This window comes from Nonomuraea sp. NPDC049378 (genome assembly GCF_055586745.1).
Map to the genome: position 1 here is coordinate 215,856 of NZ_JBVJHP010000016.1, position 22,301 is coordinate 238,156.

At 70.6% G+C, this 22,301-nt stretch carries 19 protein-coding genes; 18 read left to right on the forward strand and 1 reads right to left on the reverse strand.

Annotated elements, in window-relative coordinates:
- Nucleotides 1-13: 13 nt before the first annotated feature.
- The 4 genes from lysA to ACZ6SA_RS32540 all read left to right on the forward strand — a co-directional run bounded on the left by lysA (nucleotide 14) and on the right by ACZ6SA_RS32540 (nucleotide 5,616).
- Complete coding sequence (gene lysA / locus ACZ6SA_RS32525) at nucleotides 14-1,399, forward strand: diaminopimelate decarboxylase (RefSeq protein ID WP_347643782.1); 1,386 nt, start codon at nucleotides 14-16, stop codon at nucleotides 1,397-1,399.
- A complete protein-coding gene (locus ACZ6SA_RS32530) occupies nucleotides 1,396-2,685 on the forward strand; it encodes a homoserine dehydrogenase (RefSeq protein ID WP_347643783.1) in 1,290 nt (429 codons plus the stop codon). Before lysA ends, ACZ6SA_RS32530 begins: the two co-directional genes overlap by 4 nt.
- Nucleotides 2,686-2,872: 187 nt before the next feature.
- A complete protein-coding gene (locus tag ACZ6SA_RS32535) occupies nucleotides 2,873-3,925 on the forward strand; it encodes a glycosyltransferase family 2 protein (RefSeq protein ID WP_465832513.1) in 1,053 nt (350 codons plus the stop codon).
- The gene (locus ACZ6SA_RS32540) at nucleotides 3,922-5,616 is read left to right on the forward strand and encodes a glycosyltransferase family 2 protein (protein WP_465832515.1); all 1,695 of its coding nucleotides are present in this window, start codon (nucleotides 3,922-3,924) and stop codon (nucleotides 5,614-5,616) included. The genes ACZ6SA_RS32535 and ACZ6SA_RS32540 overlap by 4 nt, the downstream gene beginning before the upstream one ends.
- A 66-nt stretch (nucleotides 5,617-5,682) precedes the next feature.
- Here the strand turns inward: ACZ6SA_RS32540 and ACZ6SA_RS32545 are convergent, their stop codons facing one another.
- A complete protein-coding gene (locus ACZ6SA_RS32545; protein WP_465832517.1) occupies nucleotides 5,683-7,086 on the reverse strand; it encodes a glycosyltransferase family 2 protein in 1,404 nt (467 codons plus the stop codon).
- Nucleotides 7,087-7,376: 290 nt separating this feature from the next.
- Here ACZ6SA_RS32545 and thrC point away from each other — a divergent pair, with 290 nt between their 5' ends.
- From thrC to atpB, 14 genes are all read left to right on the forward strand, one after another.
- Entirely contained in the window at nucleotides 7,377-8,435 is a 1,059-nt protein-coding gene (gene thrC / locus ACZ6SA_RS32550) for a threonine synthase (RefSeq protein ID WP_347643787.1), read from the forward strand.
- Between the two features lie 74 nt (nucleotides 8,436-8,509).
- On the forward strand, nucleotides 8,510-9,397 hold the full coding sequence (gene thrB / locus ACZ6SA_RS32555) for a homoserine kinase (protein WP_347643788.1): 888 nt from the start codon (nucleotides 8,510-8,512) through the stop codon (nucleotides 9,395-9,397).
- A gap of 457 nt (nucleotides 9,398-9,854) precedes the next feature.
- Entirely contained in the window at nucleotides 9,855-11,873 is a 2,019-nt protein-coding gene (rho, locus tag ACZ6SA_RS32560; RefSeq protein ID WP_347643789.1) for a transcription termination factor Rho, read from the forward strand.
- Between the two features lie 256 nt (nucleotides 11,874-12,129).
- Nucleotides 12,130-12,348 (forward strand): 50S ribosomal protein L31, encoded by a 219-nt coding sequence (rpmE, locus tag ACZ6SA_RS32565; protein ID WP_132518486.1) that lies wholly within the window; start codon nucleotides 12,130-12,132, stop codon nucleotides 12,346-12,348.
- Between the two features lie 87 nt (nucleotides 12,349-12,435).
- Entirely contained in the window at nucleotides 12,436-13,488 is a 1,053-nt protein-coding gene (gene prfA / locus ACZ6SA_RS32570) for a peptide chain release factor 1 (RefSeq protein WP_465832521.1), read from the forward strand.
- Nucleotides 13,485-14,339 carry a peptide chain release factor N(5)-glutamine methyltransferase gene (gene prmC, locus ACZ6SA_RS32575; RefSeq protein ID WP_132595529.1) on the forward strand — a complete coding sequence of 285 codons (855 nt, stop codon included), beginning with the start codon at nucleotides 13,485-13,487 and terminating at the stop codon, nucleotides 14,337-14,339. Before prfA ends, prmC begins: the two co-directional genes overlap by 4 nt.
- Before the next feature lie 122 nt (nucleotides 14,340-14,461).
- Nucleotides 14,462-15,109 carry an L-threonylcarbamoyladenylate synthase gene (locus tag ACZ6SA_RS32580; protein ID WP_347621765.1) on the forward strand — a complete coding sequence of 216 codons (648 nt, stop codon included), beginning with the start codon at nucleotides 14,462-14,464 and terminating at the stop codon, nucleotides 15,107-15,109.
- Nucleotides 15,110-15,284: 175 nt separating this feature from the next.
- Nucleotides 15,285-17,432 carry a hypothetical protein gene (locus ACZ6SA_RS32585; protein ID WP_465832524.1) on the forward strand — a complete coding sequence of 716 codons (2,148 nt, stop codon included), beginning with the start codon at nucleotides 15,285-15,287 and terminating at the stop codon, nucleotides 17,430-17,432.
- Nucleotides 17,432-17,806, forward strand: a complete 375-nt coding sequence (locus ACZ6SA_RS32590; RefSeq protein WP_347643792.1) for a hypothetical protein — start codon at nucleotides 17,432-17,434, stop codon at nucleotides 17,804-17,806. Before ACZ6SA_RS32585 ends, ACZ6SA_RS32590 begins: the two co-directional genes overlap by 1 nt.
- A gap of 185 nt (nucleotides 17,807-17,991) precedes the next feature.
- Entirely contained in the window at nucleotides 17,992-19,257 is a 1,266-nt protein-coding gene (locus tag ACZ6SA_RS32595; RefSeq protein ID WP_465832526.1) for a serine hydroxymethyltransferase, read from the forward strand.
- Between the two features lie 57 nt (nucleotides 19,258-19,314).
- Nucleotides 19,315-20,601, forward strand: coding sequence for a glycosyltransferase family 4 protein (locus tag ACZ6SA_RS32600; RefSeq protein ID WP_347643794.1), 1,287 nt, complete (start codon nucleotides 19,315-19,317; stop codon nucleotides 20,599-20,601).
- 130 nt (nucleotides 20,602-20,731) lie between these two features.
- Complete coding sequence (locus tag ACZ6SA_RS32605) at nucleotides 20,732-21,154, forward strand: hypothetical protein (RefSeq protein WP_347643795.1); 423 nt, start codon at nucleotides 20,732-20,734, stop codon at nucleotides 21,152-21,154.
- Between the two features lie 119 nt (nucleotides 21,155-21,273).
- Nucleotides 21,274-21,435 carry an AtpZ/AtpI family protein gene (locus ACZ6SA_RS32610; RefSeq protein ID WP_347621982.1) on the forward strand — a complete coding sequence of 54 codons (162 nt, stop codon included), beginning with the start codon at nucleotides 21,274-21,276 and terminating at the stop codon, nucleotides 21,433-21,435.
- Between the two features lie 67 nt (nucleotides 21,436-21,502).
- Nucleotides 21,503-22,300, forward strand: a complete 798-nt coding sequence (gene atpB / locus ACZ6SA_RS32615) for a F0F1 ATP synthase subunit A (protein ID WP_347643796.1) — start codon at nucleotides 21,503-21,505, stop codon at nucleotides 22,298-22,300.
- The last annotated feature ends 1 nt before the right edge of the window (nucleotide 22,301 follow it).

Below are 22,301 nucleotides of genomic sequence, written 5' to 3' on the forward strand. Positions count from 1 at the left end.
TAGCCTCGATCGGGTGAGTCGATACGCCCATCCCGCCGGGGACCGCCACGCCGAGATGATGCCCCACGAGCGCCCGCCGCTGGCGCCCGCCGACATCAACCGCATCAATCCCGCGATCTGGTCCCGAACGTCGACGCGCGCCGAGCAGGGCGCGCTCACCGTCGGCGGCGTGGACGTCCGCGACCTGGCCCGCGATCACGGCACCCCGCTGTACGTCCTCGACGAGGACGACGTGCGCTCGCGCATGCGCGACTACGCCACGGCGTTCGCCGACTCCGACGTCCACTACGCCGGCAAGGCGTTCCTGTGCAAGGAGATCGTGCGCTGGCTGCGCGACGAGGGTCTCGGGCTCGACGTCGCCAGCGGCGGCGAGCTGGCCGTCGCGCTGAGCGTCGGGTTCCCCCCGGAGCGCATCACGATGCACGGCAACAACAAGTCCGCCGCCGAGCTGACCAGGGCGCTGGAGGCCGGGGTCGGGCACATCGTGGTCGACTCGTTCGAGGAGATCGCCCGCCTCGGCTACCACGCCGAGCGGCTCGGCAAGCGGCCCAAGGTGATGGTCAGGGTGACCACCGGGGTCGAGGCGCACACCCACGAGTTCATCGCGACGGCCCACGACGACCAGAAGTTCGGGCTGTCGCTCAACTCCGGCGCCGCCGCGGAGGCCGTACGCCGCATCCTCGCGCTGCCGCAGCTCCAGCTCGTCGGGCTGCACTCGCACATCGGCTCCCAGATCGTCGACACCGCCGGTTTCGAGGTGGCCGCGCGCCGGCTGACCACCCTCCTCGTGCAGATCAAGGACGAGCACGGCGTGGTGCTGCCCGAGCTCGACCTGGGCGGCGGCTACGGCATCGCCTACGTCGACGGCGACGAGGCGCCCGACATCAAGGAGCTGGCCGACGGCCTGCGCGAGATCGTCACCAAGGTCTGCGTCGACGCGGGCCTGCCCGTGCCCCGCCTCACGGTCGAGCCCGGCCGCACGATCGTCGGCCCGGGCGGCATCACCCTCTACGAGGTCGGCACCGTCAAGGACGTCGAGGGCCTGCGCACCTACGTGAGCATCGACGGCGGCATGAGCGACAACGTGCGCACGGCACTCTACGGCGCCGAATACACCGCCGTGCTGGCCAGCCGGGAGAGCCAGGCCCAGCCCGTGCTCAGCCGCCTGGTCGGCAAGCACTGCGAGAGCGGCGACATCATCGTGCGCGACTGCCACCTGCCCGCCGACCTCGCCCCCGGCGACCTGATCGCGGTGGCCGCGACCGGCGCCTACTGCCGCTCGCTGGCCAGCAACTACAACTACCTGCCCCGACCCGCCGTGGTGGCGGTGTCGCGCGGCGAGTCCCGTGTGATCGTGCAGGGTGAGACCGAGGACGACCTGTTGAGGGGGCAGCTGTGAAACCGCTGAAAGTGGCGCTGCTGGGCTGCGGCGTCGTCGGCACCCAGGTCATCCGGCTCATGCACGAGCAGGCCGACGACCTGGCCGCCCGCATCGGCGCCCCGCTCGAGCTGGCCGGCGTCGCCGTGCGGCGGCTGGGCCGCAAGCGCGACGTCGAGATCGGCCCCGAGCTGTTCACCACCGACGCCGAGGCGCTGGTGACCCGCGACGACGTCGACATCGTGATCGAGGTCATCGGCGGCATCGAGCCGGCCCGCTCGCTGATCGTCGCCGCCCTGTCGGGCGGCAAGTCGGTGGTGACCGCCAACAAGGCGCTGCTGGCCGAGGACGGCGCGAGCCTGTACGAAGCCGCCCGCCAGGGCAACGGCGACCTCTACTTCGAGGCCAGCGTGGCCGGCGCCATCCCGCTGCTGCGCCCCCTGCGCGAGTCGCTGGCGGGCGACCACGTCAAGCGGGTGCTGGGCATCGTCAACGGCACCACCAACTACATCCTCGACAAGATGGACACCACGGGCGCGTCCTTCACCGACGCCCTGGAGGAGGCGCAGACCCTCGGCTACGCCGAGGCCGACCCGACGGCCGACGTCGAGGGCTTCGACGCCGCCGCCAAGGCCGCCATCCTGGCCGGGCTCGCCTACCACAGCCGCGTCACGGCCGCCGAGGTGCACCGCGAGGGAATCACCGAGATCACCGCCACCGACGTCGCCTCCGCCAAGGACATGGGCTACGTCATCAAGCTGCTGGCCATCTGCGCCCGCTCCGACGACGGCCGCTCCTTCGGGGTGCGGGTGCACCCGGCGATGATCCCGAGGTCGCATCCGCTGGCCGGGGTGCGCGAGGCGTACAACGCGGTCTTCGTAGAAGCCGAGTCGGCGGGGCAGCTCATGTTCTACGGCAAGGGCGCCGGTGGCGCGCCGACGGCCTCCGCCGTGCTCGGCGACCTCGTGGCCGTGGCCCGCAACCGCCTGGCCGGCACCCGCGGGCCCGACGAGTCCACCTACGCCGACCTGGCGGTGCACCCGATGGGGGAGACCGTCACGCGCTGCCACGTGGCGCTCGACGTGGCCGACAAGCCCGGCGTGCTGGCGCGGGTGGCGGAGCTGTTCGCCAAGCACGACGTGTCCATCCAGACGGTGCGCCAGGAGGGCCACGGCGACGACGCCCAGCTCGTCATCGTCACCCATCGCGCCACCGACGCCGCGCTGTCGGCGACCATGGAGGGGCTGCGCGATCTCGACATCGTCCGCGCGGTGGCCAGCGTCATGCGGGTGGAAGGCGACGACTAGCGCACTTCTGTGCCGGATTGTGGCTGGCGGTCAGCGCATCGGGCGTAGGGTAGGCGCCGACCGAGTCCCGAGCGTTCGAGGAGCGCCCTTCATGTCCGCCGCCCCGGCCTCCACCGGGTCATCCATTGGGTCATCCATTGGGTCATCCACCGGGTCATCCATCGGGCCCGCCACCCCCAGCGGCTTCGTGCGCACGCCGGAGCAAGGGCTGGGCCGCCTTCACTGGGCCGACGGGAGCTGGGCGGTCGACGGGCAGCCGCCCGACGTTCCCGCGCTACGCCCGCTGCGCGGCCTGGAGGTCGAGTGGCCCGCCGCCGAGGTGCCGCTCGACGGCCTGCTGAGCCTGGCCGCCGCCGGCGTCCCGCTGACGGCCGGACGCGCGGAGCCATGGGTGCCGGCCGGCCTCGCCGAGCTGCTCACCGACCGCGACTGGCTCGGCCACGCCGCCGACGGCGGCGCGCGCTCCCTGGCCGACCTCCGGCGCGAGGAGCACAGCGTACGCCTGCGCCGGCTGGCGCACCCGCTCGCGATCCATCCGAAGATCAGCATCGTCATGGCGAGCAAACGGGCAGGCCTGATCGGCGCGGCGCTGGCGCAGATGGAACGCCAGCGTGAGGTCGAGGCCGAGGTGCTGCTCGGGTTGCACGGGGTGGGGTTCGACCAGGTGCGCGAGGCGGCCGAGTCCTGCTCGCTGCCGGTGAGGTGGATCGAGGCGGAGGCGTCGGTGCCGTTCGGCGAGGTGCTCAACCGCACGGCCGCGCTGGCGAGCGGCGACCACCTGGCCAAGTGGGACGACGACGACTGGTACGGACCCCGCCACCTGGCCGACCTGTTCATGGCGATGTCGTACACCGGCGCCGACGTGGTGGGCACGACCGCGGAGTTCTTCTACCTGGAGCCGCTCAAGGCGACGATCAGGCGTACGACGTTCGCGAGCGGGGCGCGTTATCCGAGCGAGGTGTGGTCCGATCACGTGGCCGGAGGAACCATCATGGTTTCTCGTTCAAAATTTGAGGAAATAGGGGGATTTCCTGCTGTGCCGCGGGCTGTCGATCTCGAATTTCTGAAAGCCGCGCAAAAGGCCGGCGCGCGAATCTACCGCACCCACGGGCTGGGCTACGTCCTGCGCAGAGGGCTCAGCGCCGACCACACCTGGCAACTGCCTCTCGCCCACTTCCTCAAGGTCGCCGCCAACCAGTGGCGCGGCTTCCGGCCGAGCCTGCTGCTGGAAGCCGCATGACGCCACCCGGGGGCGCCGCCGGCGCGTCCGCCCAGCCCACGCCCCAGCCCACGCCCCGGCACACGGCTGCCGGTCACGTCAGGGTCCGCGGCAACGACTACCGGGTTCTCGGCCCTCCTGAGCACGTCACCCCGGAGCTCACGGTCAGCGTCGTCATCCCCGCCTACGGCGGCCAGGACAAGCTCGACCTGGTGCTGCAGGGCCTGTCGCGGCAGACGTACCCGGCCGCGCTGACGGAGATCATCGTCGTCGACAACGGCACCTCGCCCCCGCTGCGCCTGCCCGGGGGCACGGCCGCCCGGCTGGTCGTCTGCGACAAGCCCGGCCGGGCCACCGCCCGCAACGCCGGGCTCGCCGAGGCCACCGGCGACGTGATCTTCTGGCTCGACTCCGACGTGGTGCTCACGCGGGGAGCGATCGAGGCCCACATGCGCTGGCATCACGCGGCCCCCTACGCCGTCGTGACCGGCTACATCAGGTTCACCGAGGCCCCGCTGCCCGAGGTGCTGCCCGACGACCTGGAGGCGGCGTTCGAGCCGGCCGAGCCGCACGCCTGGATCGTCGACCTGGTCGAGCGCACCGACGGGCTCACCGCCAACCCGCAGCGCCCGTTCAGCCTGCACGTCGGTGGCGCGACCTCCGTCAACGCCCGCCTGATCGCGGCGGCGGGCCCGATGGACGACGACCTGATCCTCGGCCAGGACACCGAGCTGGGCTACCGCCTCGCCCAGGCCGGAGCCGTGTTCGTCCCCGAGCCGCGGGCCCGCGCCTACCACCTCGGGCCCACCATGCGGATGCGCGACAAGCAGCCGATCGACCGGGTGAGTCACGCCTTCGTGGCCGACCGCATCCCGGCCTACCGCTGGTTGCGCGGCCATCCGGCGCGGGGGTGGAAGATCCCGTACGTGACCGTGGTGATGGACGGCACCGTGGGTTACGACACCGTGCGGCCGGCGGTGGACGCCCTGCTCGCCGGCACCGTCCCCGACCTCTCCGTGCTCCTCACCGGCCCCTGGGAGCGGCTCGGCGGCGAGCGCCGCGCGCCGCTGAAGGACCCCGACCTCGAACTCGTGCTGGTCCACGGCCACTACGAGCACGAACACCGGGTGCGCCTGGCGTCCGCGGAAGAGATCGACCCGGCCGTGCCCTTCGTGCTGCGCCTGCCGCCCGGCTGGGCGCCCGGCGAGGACACCCTCGCCCGCCTGCTCGATCTGGCCCGCGACGAGGGCCTCGGCCTGGTGAACGTGCTGCTGCGAGAGTCGGCGGACGGCGTCGTCGCGGCCCGGCTGGAACGCGCGTCGGCCTTCGCCAGGGCCCGCATCGTGGCGGCACCGGACGAGGAGCTCGACGACGCGGTGGACGCGGTGTCGGGGGTCGCCTGGGTCGACGGCGAGACCTACGGGTTCACCGCCGAGCCCGAGCCGCCGGCCGGGCGGCGGGCGGCGTACAAGGCCCGCGTCGAGGCGCAGACGGAGGCGGCCAGGCGGGCCGGCGAGAACGAGCGGCTGCGGGCACAGGTGGCGAAGTGGAAAGAGGAGGCGGGGCGCTGGCGCAAGAGCACTGTCGAGCTGCGCCGCGAGGTCGGCACCCTGCGCCGCCAGATCGCCGCGGCCAACCGCGCCCAGCAGAGCCTGCGCGCGATGGTGTCCACCACTATGAGACGCGCCCTCCGCAAACGCCTGCGTGGTTGACCGCCCCGCGCGGCCGGAGCCGAGCCTGCGCGAACGGTCACCGCTGTGCCGGCGCCCAGCGCGCGGTCAGCTGGGGCGCAGGGCCGACTTCAGGCGTCTGAGCAGGGTCTTCTCGGACGGCTCCGCGGGCGCCGGCACCTGGGCGGGAATGGTGACCGGCTCCGGCGCGGGCGCGGGCGGCGCGGGCCAGTAGCGGTCCGAGGGCTCGTGGCGTACCCCATGGGTGGTGTCGATCACGTCGTCCAGGTCCGCGCCCGCCCAGCCCGTCGAAGGCGACAGGAGCACGGCGCGGCCGAGCGCCGAGGTGCGTTCGAGCCGGGCGGAGCGCCCGTCGGGCAGGTCCACGATCAGGATGCCCGCCAGGTCCTTCTGCACCGATTCGATCATGCGCTCCAGCGTCGCCCGGTGCAGCGGCACGTCCGCCGGCCCTCGATAGCGGAACGGCGCCGGCGTGGGCGTCGGGGCGGCCTCGTCGATGAGGCGCACGCGTTCGTCGTGCGCGAACAGATCACGCATCAGCCGCAGCTCGAAACACGGGTCGGACAGCGTCACGCGCCGCTCGTCGTCCAGCCGCGACCACGGCCCGACCAGCGTCACCACGACGTCCTGCAGCTTGCCGTCCAGCGCCGCCGCCACCGCCCGCCGCACCACGGACTCGGACGTGTCGGTCACGTCGAGCACGATCTCGACGTACGGCACCAGCCACCGCCGCCCGCGGTCCTTCCGCAGATCCCTGCGGAGCGGGATCCGGTGCGCCAGGTACGGCTCGACCGCCCGCACGGCGCGCTCCCTGTCACGGTGTTGCGAGGGCAGCCCCAGGTGCACGGCCTGCGCCTCCATCTCGGGCACGAACACCACGCCGTGCATCGCCAGCCGGTAGGAGAACTCGGTGTCCTCGCCCCGCACCACGTTCGGGTCGAGACCGCCCACGGCGTGGAAGATCTCCCTGGGCAGGGCGAAGGTCGGGCCCGTACACACGTGGTAGGGGTTGCGGCTCTTGCGCAGCCCGTCGGTCTTGGCGATCGTCGCCTCGGTGGAGCTCGGCACGGCCTCGGCCAGGTCGAACACCTCGTCCAGGCGCTGCGCCGCGAAGACCTGGCGTGGCGTGACGGGCGGCGTGTCGACGAACTTCTTCATGCCGATGCTGACCAGATAGTCGGTCACGTGGTGCCAGCGGGCCATGGCCTCGATGTGCTCTCGGCAGGCCACCATGTCGGCGTCGAGGCGCTGGATGATCTCGCCGTCGGCGGCCTTGACGCCCGTGTTGACGGCGTTGGAGATGCCCCAGCCGTCGCGCACGCGGACGACGCGGGTGTTGACCGGCCTGATCTCGGGCAGCCGGATCGGCGGATCGCTGCCGTCGTCGACGACCAGGACTTCCATGAGATGATCCGGGTACGTCTGCGCGGCCAGAGCGGCCAGCGTCAGATCGAGCCCCTGCCCGCCGTGAGCCGGTATCACCACGCTCACGGACAGATCCGGTGACCAGGCGCCTAGCTGCGGAACCGCTACTGGTGAATAGTCGTTCTGCCTCAAAGCAGGACGCGCGTTCATGGTGGTGACCCCCTGGCCGAGACCTTATCGGGAGATGCTGAGAATTTCCTGAATAGTGCCCCTGTCCAACGACTGTCCGGGGCAGGGGTACATGGCCTGCGTCCGTCCTCGTGCCCGTTCCCGTGTCCGGCCCGTGGACGCGGCTCCGCGACGGTCGTCCGCACCCCGTACACTCTGTGCCGAACACCGCAGGTAGGGAGTCCATCATGAGCAGGTCGTGGCGTGGCCTCATCGAGGAATACCGAGAGCGTCTTCCCGTGACCACGAAGACGCCCGTCGTCACGCTGCTCGAAGGCGGCACGCCGCTGGTGCCCGCGCACCGCGTCTCCGCCCTGACGGGGTGCGACGTCTACCTCAAGGTCGAGGGCGCCAACCCGACCGGCAGCTTCAAGGACCGTGGCATGACCATGGCCATCAGCAAGGCGGTCGAAGAGGGCGCCAAGGCGGTCATCTGCGCCTCCACCGGCAACACCTCGGCCTCGGCCGCGGCCTACGCCGTCCGCGCCGGGCTGACCTGCGCCGTGCTGGTGCCACGGGGGAAGATCGCCATGGGCAAGCTGGCCCAGGCGCTCGTGCACGGCGCCACGCTGCTGCAGGTCGAGGGGTCGTTCGACGACTGTCTCGAGATGACCCGCAAGTTGTCGTCCAACTACCCGATCGCGCTGGTCAACTCGGTCAACCCGTACCGGCTGCAGGGGCAGAAGACGGCGGCGTTCGAGATCGTCGACACGCTGGGCGACGCGCCCGACATCCACTGCATCCCGGTGGGCAACGCCGGCAACATCTCGGCCTACTGGATGGGTTATCGCGAATACGCCGACGACGGGGTGGCGACGAAGCGGCCGCGCATGCTCGGCTTCCAGGCCAGCGGGGCCGCGCCCATCGTGGCGGGAGCGCCCGTCGCCCACCCGCACACGATCGCCACCGCGATCCGCATCGGCAACCCGGCCTCCTGGTCGCTGGCCACCTCGGCCCGTGACGAGTCGGGCGGGGCCATCCAGGCGGTGACCGACCGGCAGATCGCGGCGGCGTACAAACTGCTGGCGCAGGAAGAGGGCGTGTTCGTCGAGCTCGCGTCGGCGGCCAGCGTGGCGGGCCTGCTGCAGGCTCACGCGCAGGGCATGGTCGAGCCAGGGCGGCGTGTCGTCTGCACGGTCACGGGCAACGGCCTGAAAGACCCCGACTGGGCCATCTCGGGCGCGCCGGCGCCCGTGGTGATCCCCATCGACGTCCACGCCGCGGCGGCGGCGCTCAACCTCGCCTGACGCCACACCAGGGCGCGGGGGCCACGGGGGAAGTGAGGAATCATGAGGCAAACGTGAGCACTGTTCAGATCCGCGTGCCCGCCACATCGGCCAACCTGGGGCCGGGCTACGACACGCTCGGGTTGGCACTGAGCCTGCACGACGAGGTCGAGGCCGCGCTCACCGGAGAGCCGGGGGCCGCCGTCACCGTCGAGGGAGAGGGCGCGGGTGAGGTCGATCTCGGCGAGGGCCATCTGATCGTCAAAGCCATGCGCACGACGTTCGCCCGCATGGGCGTGCCCCAACCGGCCGGGATCCGCCTGCGGTGCCGTAACAGGATTCCGCACGCCCGCGGGCTCGGGTCGTCGTCGGCGGCCGTGTGCGCGGGCATCCTCGCCGCGCGGGCGCTGGCCGGCCTGACAAATTTCTCCGACGACCAGGTTTTCGCGCTGGCCGCCGAGATGGAGGGCCATCCGGACAACGTCGCCCCCTGCCTGGCCGGCGGGCTGACCGTGGCCTGGTGCGACCACACGGGGGTGCCGCGTATGGTGAAACTGGCTCCCGACGAGCGCATCCGTCCGGTGGTCGTGGTCCCGTCGACCCGGCTGTCCACGGAGGCCGCAAGGGGGTTGCTGCCGAAGGACGTGCCCCACAAGGACGCCTCCTTCAACGCCGGCAGGGCCGCGTTGCTGATCGCCGCGCTGACCCGACGGCCCGAGCGAGAGGTTCTGCTCGCCGCGACAGAAGATCGGCTCCACCAGCCTTACCGCGCGCCTGCGATGCCGGAGAGCGCGGATCTGGTAGAACGTCTGCGTGCGGTGGGTGTGCCCGCGGTCGTTTCGGGAGCGGGTCCCGCGGTTCTTGCGTTCCTTACATCGGATTCGCAGGATTTGATCGCGCCAGAAGTGGGTAATGACTGGCACATCCAGCAAATGGACGTCGACCCGGTTGGTGCGAACGTTCAGTTCCCCGAGACACGCTGATGCCTCTTTAGACCTTCAGGGAATAGCCGTGTGCGCTGGTGATGTTAGGCTGATAGCCGCACCAGATGCCCCCTTGGTGGGTGCGTGCTTGTCAGCCACACATCGCTGCATCATGCTTCACGTCGCGAGGCGTGAGCAGCGCGGCTGTCTCCCCGGAATCCGTTGCCTCCGGTTGGCCCACACCCGGTTGGCTCAACGCGAGGTGGCGACGACGGGGATCTGCGCGTTCGAATCATCTCGACATCTGGTTGGCGACAGCAATCTGGGGGGTGTCAGCCACGCGCCACGGTCCTGTGGCGGCCTGGACGAGCCCCTCCCCAAGAGTGGCGGCCGTCTCCAGCGACAGCCGAAGATCGCAGAGTGCACCCCGACCCGGTCTGTCCCGCCGGATCGCAAGCACCTCCGGGACGCCCGGCAGAACAAAACCGGCGCCCGACCCCTGGGAAGGACCTTTTAGTTGAGCGACACCACCGAACTCCTCTCCGACGCATCAGGCGCTGAGCCCGCGTCCGGCGACACCCCCACCCGCGCCCCGGCCAAGCCGCGTGCGCGTCGCTCCGGCACCGGCCTGTCCGCCAAGGTGCTGCCCGAGCTGCAGAAGATGGCGGCCGAGCTGGGCATCAGCGGGACCGGGCGCATGCGGAAGAGCCAGCTCATCGCGGCCATCCAGGAGAAGCAGGGTGGCGGTTCCGGCGAAGGCGCTTCGGCTCCCGCAGCCGCGTCCGAGGCGTCCGCTTCGGCCCCGGCGGAGGCGACGCCCGCCGCGGAGCGGCCCACCCGGACGCGCAGAGAGCGGTCGCGCAAGACCGCGGAGGAGCCCGCACCGCAGGCCGCCCAGCAGCCCGCCGCCGCCGAGCCCGTGGCCGCGAACTCCGCGAGCCCCGTGACCTCCGCCGCGCCCGAGCCTGTCGCCGCCCCGGCCGAGCCGGTCGTCGAGCAGCAGCAGGCGCAGCCCGCGGAGAATGGCCAGAACGACACCCGCCCCGAGCGTTCCGAGCGCGGCGAGAGCCGCCGCGAGCGCCGCAGCCGCGGCGAGCGGCGCGACAGGGGAGACCGCGGCGACCGGGGAGACCGCTCCGGCGGCGACCGGTCGGAGAGCAGCCGTGACGGCGGTCGTGACGGTCGTGACGGTGGTCGTGACGGCCGCGACGGCCGTGACGGCGGCCGGGGCGACCAGCGCGGCACCGACTCGGGCAACCGCGGCGACCAGCGCAACGACCAGCGCGGCGGCGATGACGACGAGCGTGGCGGGCGCGGGCGCAGGGGCCGCTTCAGGGAGCGCAACCGTGGCCGTGGCCGCGACCGCTTCGACAGCGGCGAGCCGGTCATCGGCGACGACGACGTGCTCATCCCGATCGCCGGCATCCTCGACATCCTCGACAACTACGCGTTCGTCAGGACCAGCGGCTACCTGCCCGGCAGCAACGACGTCTACGTCTCGCTCGCCCAGATCCGCCGCAACGGCCTGCGCAAGGGCGACGTCATCACCGGCGCCGTGCGCCAGCCCCGCGAGGGTGAGCGGCGCGAGAAGTTCAACGCTCTGGTCCGCCTCGACACCGTCAACGGCATGGACCCCGAGCAGGCCCGCAACCGGCCCGACTTCAACAAGCTGACGCCGCTCTACCCGCAGGAGCGCCTGCGCCTCGAGACCGAGCACAACATCCTGACCACGCGGATCATCGACCTCGTGTCGCCGATCGGCAAGGGCCAGCGCGGTCTCATCGTCTCGCCGCCGAAGGCCGGCAAGACGATGGTGCTGCAGTCCATCGCCAACGCGATCACCCGCAACAACCCCGAGTGCCACCTGATGGTCGTGCTCGTGGACGAGCGGCCAGAAGAGGTCACCGACATGCAGCGGTCGGTCAAGGGCGAGGTCATCCACTCGACCTTCGACCGGCCCGCGGAAGACCACACCACGGTCGCCGAGCTCGCCATCGAGCGGGCCAAGCGCCTGGTGGAGCTGGGCCACGACGTGGTCGTCCTGCTCGACTCGATCACCCGCCTCGGCCGCGCCTACAACCTGGCGGCCCCGGCGTCCGGTCGCATCCTGTCGGGCGGTGTCGACTCCACCGCCCTTTACCCGCCCAAGCGCTTCTTCGGCGCCGCCCGCAACATCGAGAACGGCGGCTCGCTGACGATCCTCGCCACGGCCCTGGTCGAGACCGGGTCCAAGATGGACGAGGTCATCTTCGAGGAGTTCAAGGGCACCGGCAACATGGAGCTCAAGCTCAACCGCTCCCTGGCCGACAAGCGCATCTTCCCCGCGGTCGACGTCGACGCGTCCGGCACGCGCAAGGAAGAGATCCTCATGGCCAAGGAAGAGCTCCAGATCGTCTGGAAGCTGCGCAGGGTGCTCCACGCGCTCGACATGCAGCAGGCGCTCGAGCTGCTCCTGGAGAAGATGAAGGAGACCAAGTCCAACGCGGAGTTCCTCCTGCAGGTCCAGAAGACCACGGTGAGCAACGACCGCGACTGACGGCCTTCTGCCGGCGGTGCGTCACGCGAGAGGCGGACGGGGTGTCCCCGCCGCCTCTCGCGGCGTTCACGAGGAGGGCCGTACGAGCGAGGGCCCGGCCTGACGGTCACCGGCCGCGCCCGCCGAGCTTGATCGGGAATCCCTGATGGCCTGGGATGGTTGCACGATCTGGCACACTGGTAGCTGACCATTTTGCGGTTCCGGTTCACGCCCTGCGATCAGGGCGACCCGGCGGCCGCAGCCCGAAAGGACAGCGATGAAGCGCGACATCCACCCCGAATACCACGTGACGCAGGTGACCTGCTCCTGCGGCAACACGTTCACCACGCGGAGCACCGCGAAGAACGGCGTGATCCACGCCGACGTGTGCTCGGCCTGCCACCCGTTCTACACGGGCAAGCAGAAGATCCTCGACACCGGCGGCCGAGTGGCTCGCTTCGAGAAGCGCTTCGGCAAGAAGCCCGCGGGCAAATAGCTCCACCGACGCCGGCCCGGACGCACCCCGGTGCGCCGGGTCGGCGTTGTCGGTTGCGACGCCCCAACCCACGACGAAGGACGCACGGTGAATCTCGACGAGTTGCTCAAGGAGTATTCCGAGCTGGAGCTGCAGCTCGGAGATCCCGCCGTGCACGCCGACCAGCACAAGGCCCGCACCCTCGGCAGGCGCTACGCCCAGCTCACGCCGATCATCGGCACCTACCGCGAGCTCGAGTCGGTCCGCGAAGACCTGGCCGCCGCCAAAGAGCTGGCCGGTGAGGACGAGACGTTCGCCTCCGAAGCGGCCGAGCTCGAGGAGCGCGTCCCCCAGCTGGAGGAGCGGCTCAGGCACCTGCTCATCCCGCGCGATCCCAACGATGACAAGGACATCATCATGGAGATCAAGGCGGGCGAGGGCGGCGAGGAGTCCGCGCTGTTCGCGGGCGACCTGCTGCGCATGTATCTGCGCTACGCCGAGCGGCTCGGCTGGAAGACCGAGATCATCGACAACCAGCCCTCCGACCTCGGGGGCTACAAAGACGTGACCGTCGGCATCAGGGCCAAGGGCGACGAGGGGGTGTGGTCGAGGCTCAAATACGAGGGCGGCGTGCACCGCGTGCAGCGGGTGCCCGTCACCGAGTCCCAGGGCCGCATCCACACCAGCGCCGCGGGCGTGCTCGTCTACCCCGAGGCGGAGGAGGTCGACGTCCAGATCGACGCCAACGACCTGCGCGTCGACGTCTATCGCTCCAGCGGCCCGGGCGGCCAGAGCGTCAACACCACCGACTCCGCGGTCCGCATCACCCACCTGCCCACCGGCGTCGTCGTCTCGTGCCAGAACGAGAAGAGCCAGCTCCAGAACAAGGAGTCGGCCCTGCGCATCCTGCGCGCGCGGCTGCTGGCCATCGCGCAGGAGGAGGCCGACGCCGCCGCTCAGGCCGAGCGCAAGTCGCAGGTCCGCACCGTCGACCGCTCCGAGCGCGTACGCACCTACAACTTCCCGGAAAACCGCATCTCCGACCACCGGGTCGGCTTCAAGGCGTATAACCTCGACCAGGTTCTCGACGGCGAGCTCACCGCCGTCACCCAAGCCCTTATTGACGCCGAAATGGCGGAGAAGCTCGCACAACACTCATGACATTTCTGCTGGACGAGATCGCCCTGGCCACTGCCCGGCTGGCCGAGGCAGGTGTCCCCTCACCGCGCACCGACGCTGAGGAGATCGCGGCGTTCGTCCACGGCGTGCGCAGAAGCGAGCTCCACACGGTCAGGGACGCTGACTTCGACGCGCTGTTCTGGGAGGGCGTGGCGAGGCGCGAGGCCCGCGAGCCGCTGCAGCACATCACCGGCCACGCCTACTTCCGCTACCTCGAGCTGGCGGTCGGGCCCGGCGTGTTCGTGCCGCGGCCGGAGACCGAGGTGATGGCCGGCTGGGCCATCGAGACGCTGCGCGCGATGGACGTCACCGCCCCCCTGGTGGTCGACCTCGGCACCGGCTCGGGCGCGATCGCGCTCTCCATCGCCCAGGAGGTGGCGCTGGCCGAGGTCCACGCCGTGGAGGTCGACCCCGGCGCGTACACCTGGGCCAAGCGCAACATCTCCGAGCACGGCCAGGGCCGCACCCACCTGCACCCGGAAGACCTCGCGGAGGCGCTGCCCGAGCTCAACGGCAAGGTCGACCTGGTCATCTCCAACCCTCCCTACATCCCGCCCGGCGCGATCCCGCGCGACCCCGAGGTGCGCGACTACGACCCCACCCGGGCTCTCTTCGGCTCCGGCGACGACGGGCTGGGAGAGGTGCGCGCGGTGGAGCGCACGGCCCGCCGCCTGTTGCGCCCAGGCGGCTGGGTGGCCGTCGAGCACGCCGACGAGCAGGGCAGGGCCGTCTACCTGACGTTCCCCGAGGACAACGGCTGGCGTGACGTACGCCTGCGCCAGGATCTCACCAGACGGGACCGCTTCGTCACGGCCCGCCTGGGCCAGGACTAAGATGCACGCCAGCGGCCCGGCCTTCTCCCGCGCGACGAGAGAGAGCGAAGCCACCGAACGAGTTGAGGGGAGGAGGCCTCGAGAGCGCCGCTCGTAGCCGAGCGGAGCGAGGCAACGAAACCGTGGGAAGACGCTTTGACTGCTCCGACCTCGAGCAGCGGACCGAAGGCCTGACGGAGGCGGCGGCCGCCGTACGCCGTGGCGAGCTCGTGGTGCTGCCGACCGACACCGTCTACGGCCTCGGCGCCGACGCATTCACCCCGGCGGCGGTCACCGCACTGCTCGACGCCAAGGGCCGGGGCCGTGACATGCCGCCGCCGGTGCTGGTGGGCACCGTCAGGGCCGCCACAGCGCTCATAGACGACCTGGGGCCCTATGGGCAGGACCTGATAGACGCGTTCTGGCCGGGGCCGCTCACGCTCGTCTGCAAGGCCAACAGGGCCCTTTCCTGGGACCTGGGCGACACCAAGGGCACGGTGGCCGTCCGCATGCCGCTCCACCCCGTCGCGCTCGACCTGCTCAAGGAGACCGGGCCGATGGCCGTCTCCAGCGCCAACCGCTCCGGCGCGCCCGCCGCCACCACGGCAGAGGAGGCGGAGGAGCAGCTCGGAGAGTCGGTCGCCGTCTATCTCGACGCAGGCAAGACCACCGACCAGACGCCCTCCACCATCCTCGACCTCACCACGGCCGTGCCCAGGATGTTGCGGCGAGGGGCGATCCCGGTGGAGAAACTGCGCGGCATCATCGGCTACGTCGCCACCGACGACTGACGTATACCGGCTGCTTATTCCGGCTGCGGTCGCGCTCGCGCCAAATTACGGTGAGGCGCGGAGCGGCTGCCATCGAGAAACCTGCTCGCCCGACTGCCGCCCCGCTGTCGTCCCCGGCCACCGCCGTCGCGGCAGTCCACGTGGCGGGTTTCTCATCGGACGTCGGGAGTGGCCCATGGGCAAGTTCGACGGCATGGATCCCAAGCTGGTCCGTGACCTGCTGGCCGAGGCGAAACACGCGGCCGCGGAGATGCGCAAGGTCGAGGACCAGGTCCGGCTCACCATGAACCGGGCCGGGCTCTCCACCCAGACCACCCACCGTCCCGCCCAGATCGCCGACGCGGTCGACACCATGATCAAAGACGTCAACGTCCGGCTCGGGGTGCTGGAGAAGCGCGCCGATCCGCCCGGGACGGGGGCGGGGGCCGCCGACGAATCCAAGGGTGTCCGCGGGGATCGGGAGCGGTACGAGAATCCGCGCGCCGGTGACAAGACCGACGAGACCCCTCCGAAGAGGGCCGACGATCCGCCGAAGACCGGTGATGCTCCTCCGAAGTCCGCCGACGATCCGCCCAGGAGCGGTGATACTCCGCCGAAGACGGGTGATGCTCCTCCGAAGTCCGACGATCCGCCAAGGAGCGGTGACGCTCCTCCTGAGACGGGTGACGCCCCGAAGACCGACCAGGACAGGGGGGTCGGTAAGGGCGACACCGACGTTCCGAAGGGCGGGGATGCCCCGAAGAGCGACGACGTTCCCAAGGGTGATGACGGAAAGACCTGCGAGGAGCCCCGCACAGGCGACCAGCCCGGGACAGGCGGCAGCGCGAGAGCCGGTGACGAACCCGGGACGGGTGACCAGCCGGGGACCGGTGATGACTCCCGGACGGATGACCAGCCCAGAGGGGACGGCCGGTCCGGGTCCGACCCCGGCGGGAACGGCTGCGACGACGACAAAGGCACGGGCACAGGTCAGGACACCGGCGCAGGGCAGGACACCGGCACGGATCGGGACGCCGGGACCGATCAGGACGCCCGGAGCGGTGATCAGCCTGTCGGCATGCCCAAGGACGACGAGCTGGACAGCAGACGTGACCGCGGTGCCGAGGCCGAGACCGGCACGAGGGACGACCCGTCCGACACTCCGGCCCAGAACGGGCAGGGCGTGAATCAACCGCAGGTCGTGGTGGTCGACGGGGTCAAGGTGTTGCAGGTGCCGCTCGACCCGCCCACCGCCGAGCAACTCGAAGACCTGCTGGAGAACACCGACAAGGTGGTCCCTGCCGAGATGCCCCGGGTGCCGGCCGACAACACCACCGCCGCCTCCGACGTCAGCGCCTGGGCGAACGACGGCGGCGACGTGGTCTCCGCCGGCACGACCCCGCCCGGCCAGGACGCGCTCAACACCGTGGTCGAGCGGCACCGCGACATCCGGCCGCTGGACATGCCGCGGGTCGAGGTTCCGGCGGGCGAATACGGCAAGGGTGAGTGGGCCGAACGCGACATCCGCCCTGACGGCCCCGCAGGCTCCGTCGACCCCGGCCGTCCGAGCACCGGCGACGCGACCCCCCCGCCGTCGGGTGACTCCGCAGGGGGCAAGGACGGCACCTGCGCCCCCGGCACCGGCGAGCAGCCGGATGGCACGGGCAGGACACCAGGCGCCGCGGCTCCTGGCGACGGTGGGACGACGCCCAGCAGACCAGCGGGGGACGAACCAGGCCAAGGCACGCGTGACGGTCAGGACACGGGTGGTCGTGAGGCCGGAAACCAGGGCGACCGTGGAGCCGGCGACCCCGGTGAGCGTGAGGGTGGCGACCGAGGAACCGGTGACCAGGAGACGGGAGGCCAGGGAACCGGCAGGGGTGAGCAGGGCGAACCCGTCAGGATCCCGCCGACGAACCCCTCGGCCGACCCGCCCACCGGCACCCCGGCCGTCGCCGACTCCGACCCCGGCCGCGCAACGGGACGGGGTGACGGGGCGGCGACCGGGTACGCCGCGGAACCACGTCAAGCGGGTGCTACGGGCCCGGCCTACACGGTGCAGATCGCCTACGGCACCGAGCCCGCCTGGAGCGACCCCGCCGACGGGTCCGGACGGCGGGACGGCGGCGACGGCGGCGCTGTGGTCTCCGTGAACGTCACCCCGCCCGACCTGGACGCGCTCAGGACGGTCATCGAGCACCACAGGGACATCCAGCCAGCCGACATGCCCTCCGTCGCGGTCCCGCCGGGTGAGTACGGCGAGGGCCGGTGGGCGCCCGAGGACATCAGGCCGGACGGCCCGAGCGGGTCGGTCGATCCCGGGACTCCGGAGAGGAGCGCGTGATGTACGTGGACCCGCCCGCCCCCAAGGCCAGGCAGCGCGACGAGACCCCGCCCATCAGCTCCACGGGCCCCCTGGACAACCCGCAGCGGGCCTGGGAGTTCAATCCCGACTACCAGCGCCTGGTCGTCGCATGGAACACCGTCCTGCCCCAGCTGGAGGCGCTCAGAACGGTTCTGGACAAGGCGTACGCCCTGGCCAAGAGCCCGCAGACGTGGGACGCCCCGGTGGGCGAGCGCTACGTCAAGGACATCCGTGAGTGGCGCACCAGGCTGTCGGTCTACCGGCATGCCGTGCTGACGGCGATCAGCGACGAGGCCGCCGACACGCCGAGGTGGATCCAGACGACGGCCAGCGCCCCGCACGCGTTCCAGTGACGGGGTGCGCGTCCGGTCGTTCGTCTGCCGCGGCACGCGGCCGGCGCGGACGAGCGGGCGCGCAGGACGGCTCGCTGCCCGGATCGGAGGGGCCCTCCACGCGTGGCGGGCGCATCCCTGAAAGAACGGATTCCGGGCATCACCTCTCTATGGGAGAGACGGACACCAGGTCGTACAGTGGGGAAATGGGTGCGGAACCCTACTACGGTCCCGACTTCGGGCTGCTGCGCCGGCAGGATCCCGAGCTCGCGCAGGTTCTGCTCGACGAGCTCGAACGTGTGCGCGGCGGGATCCAGCTGATCGCGAGCGAGAACTTCACCTCGCCCGCCGTCCTGGCCGCGCTGGGCTCCACGCTGACGAACAAGTACGCCGAGGGCTACCCGGGCAGGCGCTATTACGGCGGTTGCGAGGTCGTCGACCGGGCCGAGCGGCTGGCGATCGAGCGGGCGTGCCGGTTGTTCGGGGCGGAGCACGCCAATGTCCAGCCCCACTCGGGCGCCTCGGCGAACCTGGCCGCCTACGCGGCGCTCCTCCAGCCGGGTGACACCATGCTGGCCATGGCCCTGCCGCACGGCGGCCATCTCACGCATGGTTCCAAGGTGAACTTCTCGGGAAAATGGTTCGACGTCGTGTCGTACGGGGTGCGTCGTGACAGCGAACTCATCGACTACGACGAGGTGCGGGATCTGGCGCTGCGGCACCAACCGAAGCTCATCGTGTGCGGCGCGACGGCGTACCCGAGGTTGATCGACTTCGCGGCGTTCCGCGGTATCGCTGACGAGGTGGGGGCGTGGTTGCTGGCGGACGTGGCGCATCCGATCGGGTTGATGGCGGGCGGTGCGATCCCGTCGGCGGTGCCGTACGCGGACGTCGTGACCTTCACCACGCACAAGGCGCTGCGCGGGCCGCGTGGCGGCGCCATCCTGTGCACGGGGGAGCTGGCCGCCAGGATCGACCGGGCGGTGTTCCCGTTCGTCCAGGGCGGGCCGCTCATGCACGTGGTGGCGGCCAAGGCGGTGGCGTTCGGTGAGGCGATGCGGCCGGAGTTCGCCGGCTACGCCAGAAAGGTGATCGCGAACGCGCGGGCGCTGGCGGCGTCGCTGGACGCGGAGGGCATGCGGGCCGTGTCCGGAGGCACCGACACGCACCTGGCGCTGATCGACCTGCGCGGGGCGGGGGTGTCGGGTGTCGAGGCGGAGCGGAGGTGCGCGGCCGCGGGCATCACACTTAACCGCAACGTGATCCCGTACGATCCCGAGCCGGCGGCCGTGACCTCGGGGATCCGCGTCGGTACGCCGTGCGTGACGACGCAGGGCATGGAGCCGGAAGATCTGAAGGAGCTGGGGTCCCTGGTCGCCAGGGCAGTGCGCGATCCGGGCGGCGCGGAGGAGGTCAGGGCAAGGGTGACGGCCCTTCTCGCCATCCATCAGCCATATCTCAGCGAATTTTGAGCCGGTCTGTGTCGTTTTCCGGTCACAGCGGGCCGGAGCATCCGGGAAACTAGGTTCGTGCGCGAATACCTCTTCATGGCGCTCATCTCGGCAGCGGTGACCTACCTGCTGGTGCCTCTGGTGCGCCGCTTCGCCATCGCCATCGGCGCCATGCCCGAGGTTCGCGAGCGCGACGTGCACACCACGCCCACGCCCAGGCTTGGCGGCCTGGCGATGTACGGCGGCTTGGTCGTGGGGCTGCTGGTGGCCAGCAGGCTCACCCACACGGGCGCGGCCCTGGCGGAGTCCGACGGCGACGCCGTCATCGCGCTGATCGTCGCGGGCGGGCTCATCACGGTCACGGGCTTCCTCGACGACTGGTGGGGCATGGACGCCTTCGTCAAGCTCGCCGGGCAGATCGCGGCGGCCGGTGTGCTGGTCTTCTTCGACCTGCGGCTCCTCTACATCCCGCTGCCGCAGGACTGGGGCGGCTCCACCAGCCTCGACTACACGCTCAGCACCGTCATCACGATCATGGTCGTGGTCGTGACGATCAACGCGGTCAACTTCGTCGACGGGCTCGACGGCCTGGCGGCGGGGGTCGTGTGCATCGCGGGCATGGCCACCTGGGCCTACTCGATCTTCCTGGCCGAGGAGATCAGCGGGGGGCGCATCACGACGACGGCCGCCATCGCCGCCGTGCTCATCGGCGCGTGCCTGGGCTTCCTGCCGCACAACTTCCATCCGGCGAAGATCTTCATGGGCGACACAGGGGCCATGCTCATCGGCCTCGTGCTCGCCTCGTCGATCGTCACCGTGACGCCGCTCGACCCGGCGATCATCGAGGGCATGAACAAGGTGCCGGTGCTGCTGCCGCTGCTCCTGCCGGCCGCGGTGCTGGTGCTGCCGCTGGTCGACCTGATCACCGCGGTGGTGCGGCGCACCTCGCGCGGCCTGTCGCCGTTCGCGCCCGACCGCGGCCACCTGCACCACCGGCTGATGGACATCGGCCACTCGCACCGCAGGTCCGTGCTGATCATGTACGCGTGGGCGTTCCTGTTCGCCTTCGGCATCGTGGGCATGTCCACGATCGGCGTGCCGGTCCTGCTGTTCCCCGTGGTCATCGTGCTGGCGCTGGCCGTGCTGGTGCTGATGGCCCTGCCGCGCTGGCGGGGCAGGGGCGGGGCGCACTCGGTGTCGCGCGACGACCCCGACGACGACGGTCCGCCCACGGGGCCGATGCCGCCGATCCCGCCGGAGCCCGAGGTCAGGCGGCGGATGCCGCCGCCGGGAGGCGGCTCGCCGCAGGGCCGCTCGACGGCCGAGGGCAATCCGGTCATTCCTGCCCATCCAGGGCGTTCGTGATCGCGAACTAGAAACGGCAGGTAAAAGCGGTCTTCCGTGAGCTTGTGATATCTTTCACGAGCAGGGACTCCAGACGCACCGGTTCTGGAGGTAGCAAACGCTCGCTTGACAACAGGCTGATGGAGCACCGATGCAGGCCAATGACGTGCGCGTCCTCAAAAGCGCCGCGATTCCGACCTTCGTGGTTGGGGTGGTCGCCGTGCTGGTCGCCTTCCTGGCGGCGGGCGGCAAGGGCGCGCTCGGCGCGGCCATGGGCGCCCTGCTCGTCGGGATCTTCTTCAGCGTCAGCGTCGTCGTGGTGTCCTACGCCGCCCGGGTCTCCCCGCAGATGATGGCGATCGCCGCGATGGTGAGCTATCTCGTCAAGGTCCTGGCCATCATGGCCGTGCTGTCGGCCTTCCGCGACACCACGGCGTGGAACACCCAGGCATTCGCGTGGTCCGTGGTGGTCTGCACCCTCGTGTGGACGGGCTTCGAGGTCCGCGCCTTCATGAAGACCAAGATGCTTTACGTCGACCCCGAGGCTGGAGTTCCGGGAAAGGGCGACGCATGACGCTCTTGCCTGGACGGGGTCCGATATGACTAGTCCGCTGTTCGCCTGCTATCGTCGGGCCCGCGATGAGCGCACAGGAACGCCGACCCGAAGAAGACGGTCGCGACTTCGCCGACGCCATGTGGTCAGTCCCCAGTTCTCTACTCGCCGGGATGGCCATCTACGGTGGCCTCGGATGGTTGCTGGACCGGTGGTTGGACATGTCCGCGTTCTTCCCCATAGGCGTTGTCCTGGGGGTTGTGCTCGGCGGCTACCTGGTCTACCGGAAGTTCGGTCGCTAGCCCGGAGCAGCAACCGCTTCGCTGAGGAAACTCTTGTGATCCACTACGACGTTGAAGGGAACGCCGCGTGAATGCGCTGACGGTCCTCGCTCCCGCTGGCGATCAATTCGGGGCGCCGACGCCAGACGAGTTGTTCAACCTGCCTCCCATCATCCCCGGGGTCTACTGGTTCACCAAGCCGGTGCTGCTGGCCGCCATCAGCGCCATCCTCGTGGTCGGCGTGTGCTGGGCGGCCTTCGCCAAGCCCAAGCTCGTGCCGAGGGGCGTCCAGAACGCTGTCGAGCTCGGCTACATGTTCGTCCGCGACCAGGTCGCCCGGCCCTTCCTGGGCAAGGACGCAGACCGGTGGATGGGCCTGCTGGTCAGCGTGTTCTTCCTGGTGCTGGTCTGGAACCTCATGGGCGTCGTCCCGGTGCTCCAGTTCCCCGTCGCCTCGCACATCGCGTTCCCGGCCGTGCTGGCCCTCCTGATCTACGGCCTCAAGGTCTACCTGGGCATCAAGCACCAGGGCGGCATCGGTTACTTCAAGAACATGATGTTCCCGCCCGGCCTGCCGAAGCCGATCTACTTCCTGCTGGCCCCGATCGAGTTCCTGTCGAACATGATCATCGCGCCCTTCACGCACGCGGTGCGACTGTTCGCGAACATGTTCGCGGGCCACATGCTGCTGGCCTTCTTCAGCATGGTGGGCTTCTGGTTCCTGTTCGAGAATCTGACCCCGCTCGGCGCGCCCGTCGGCGTCGTGGGTGTGGTGATGACCATCCTGCTCACGGGCCTGGAGATCTTCATCCAGTATCTGCAGGCGTTCCTCTTCGCGATGCTGGCCGCGATGTACATCGGCGGCTCCCTGCACCCCGATCACTGAG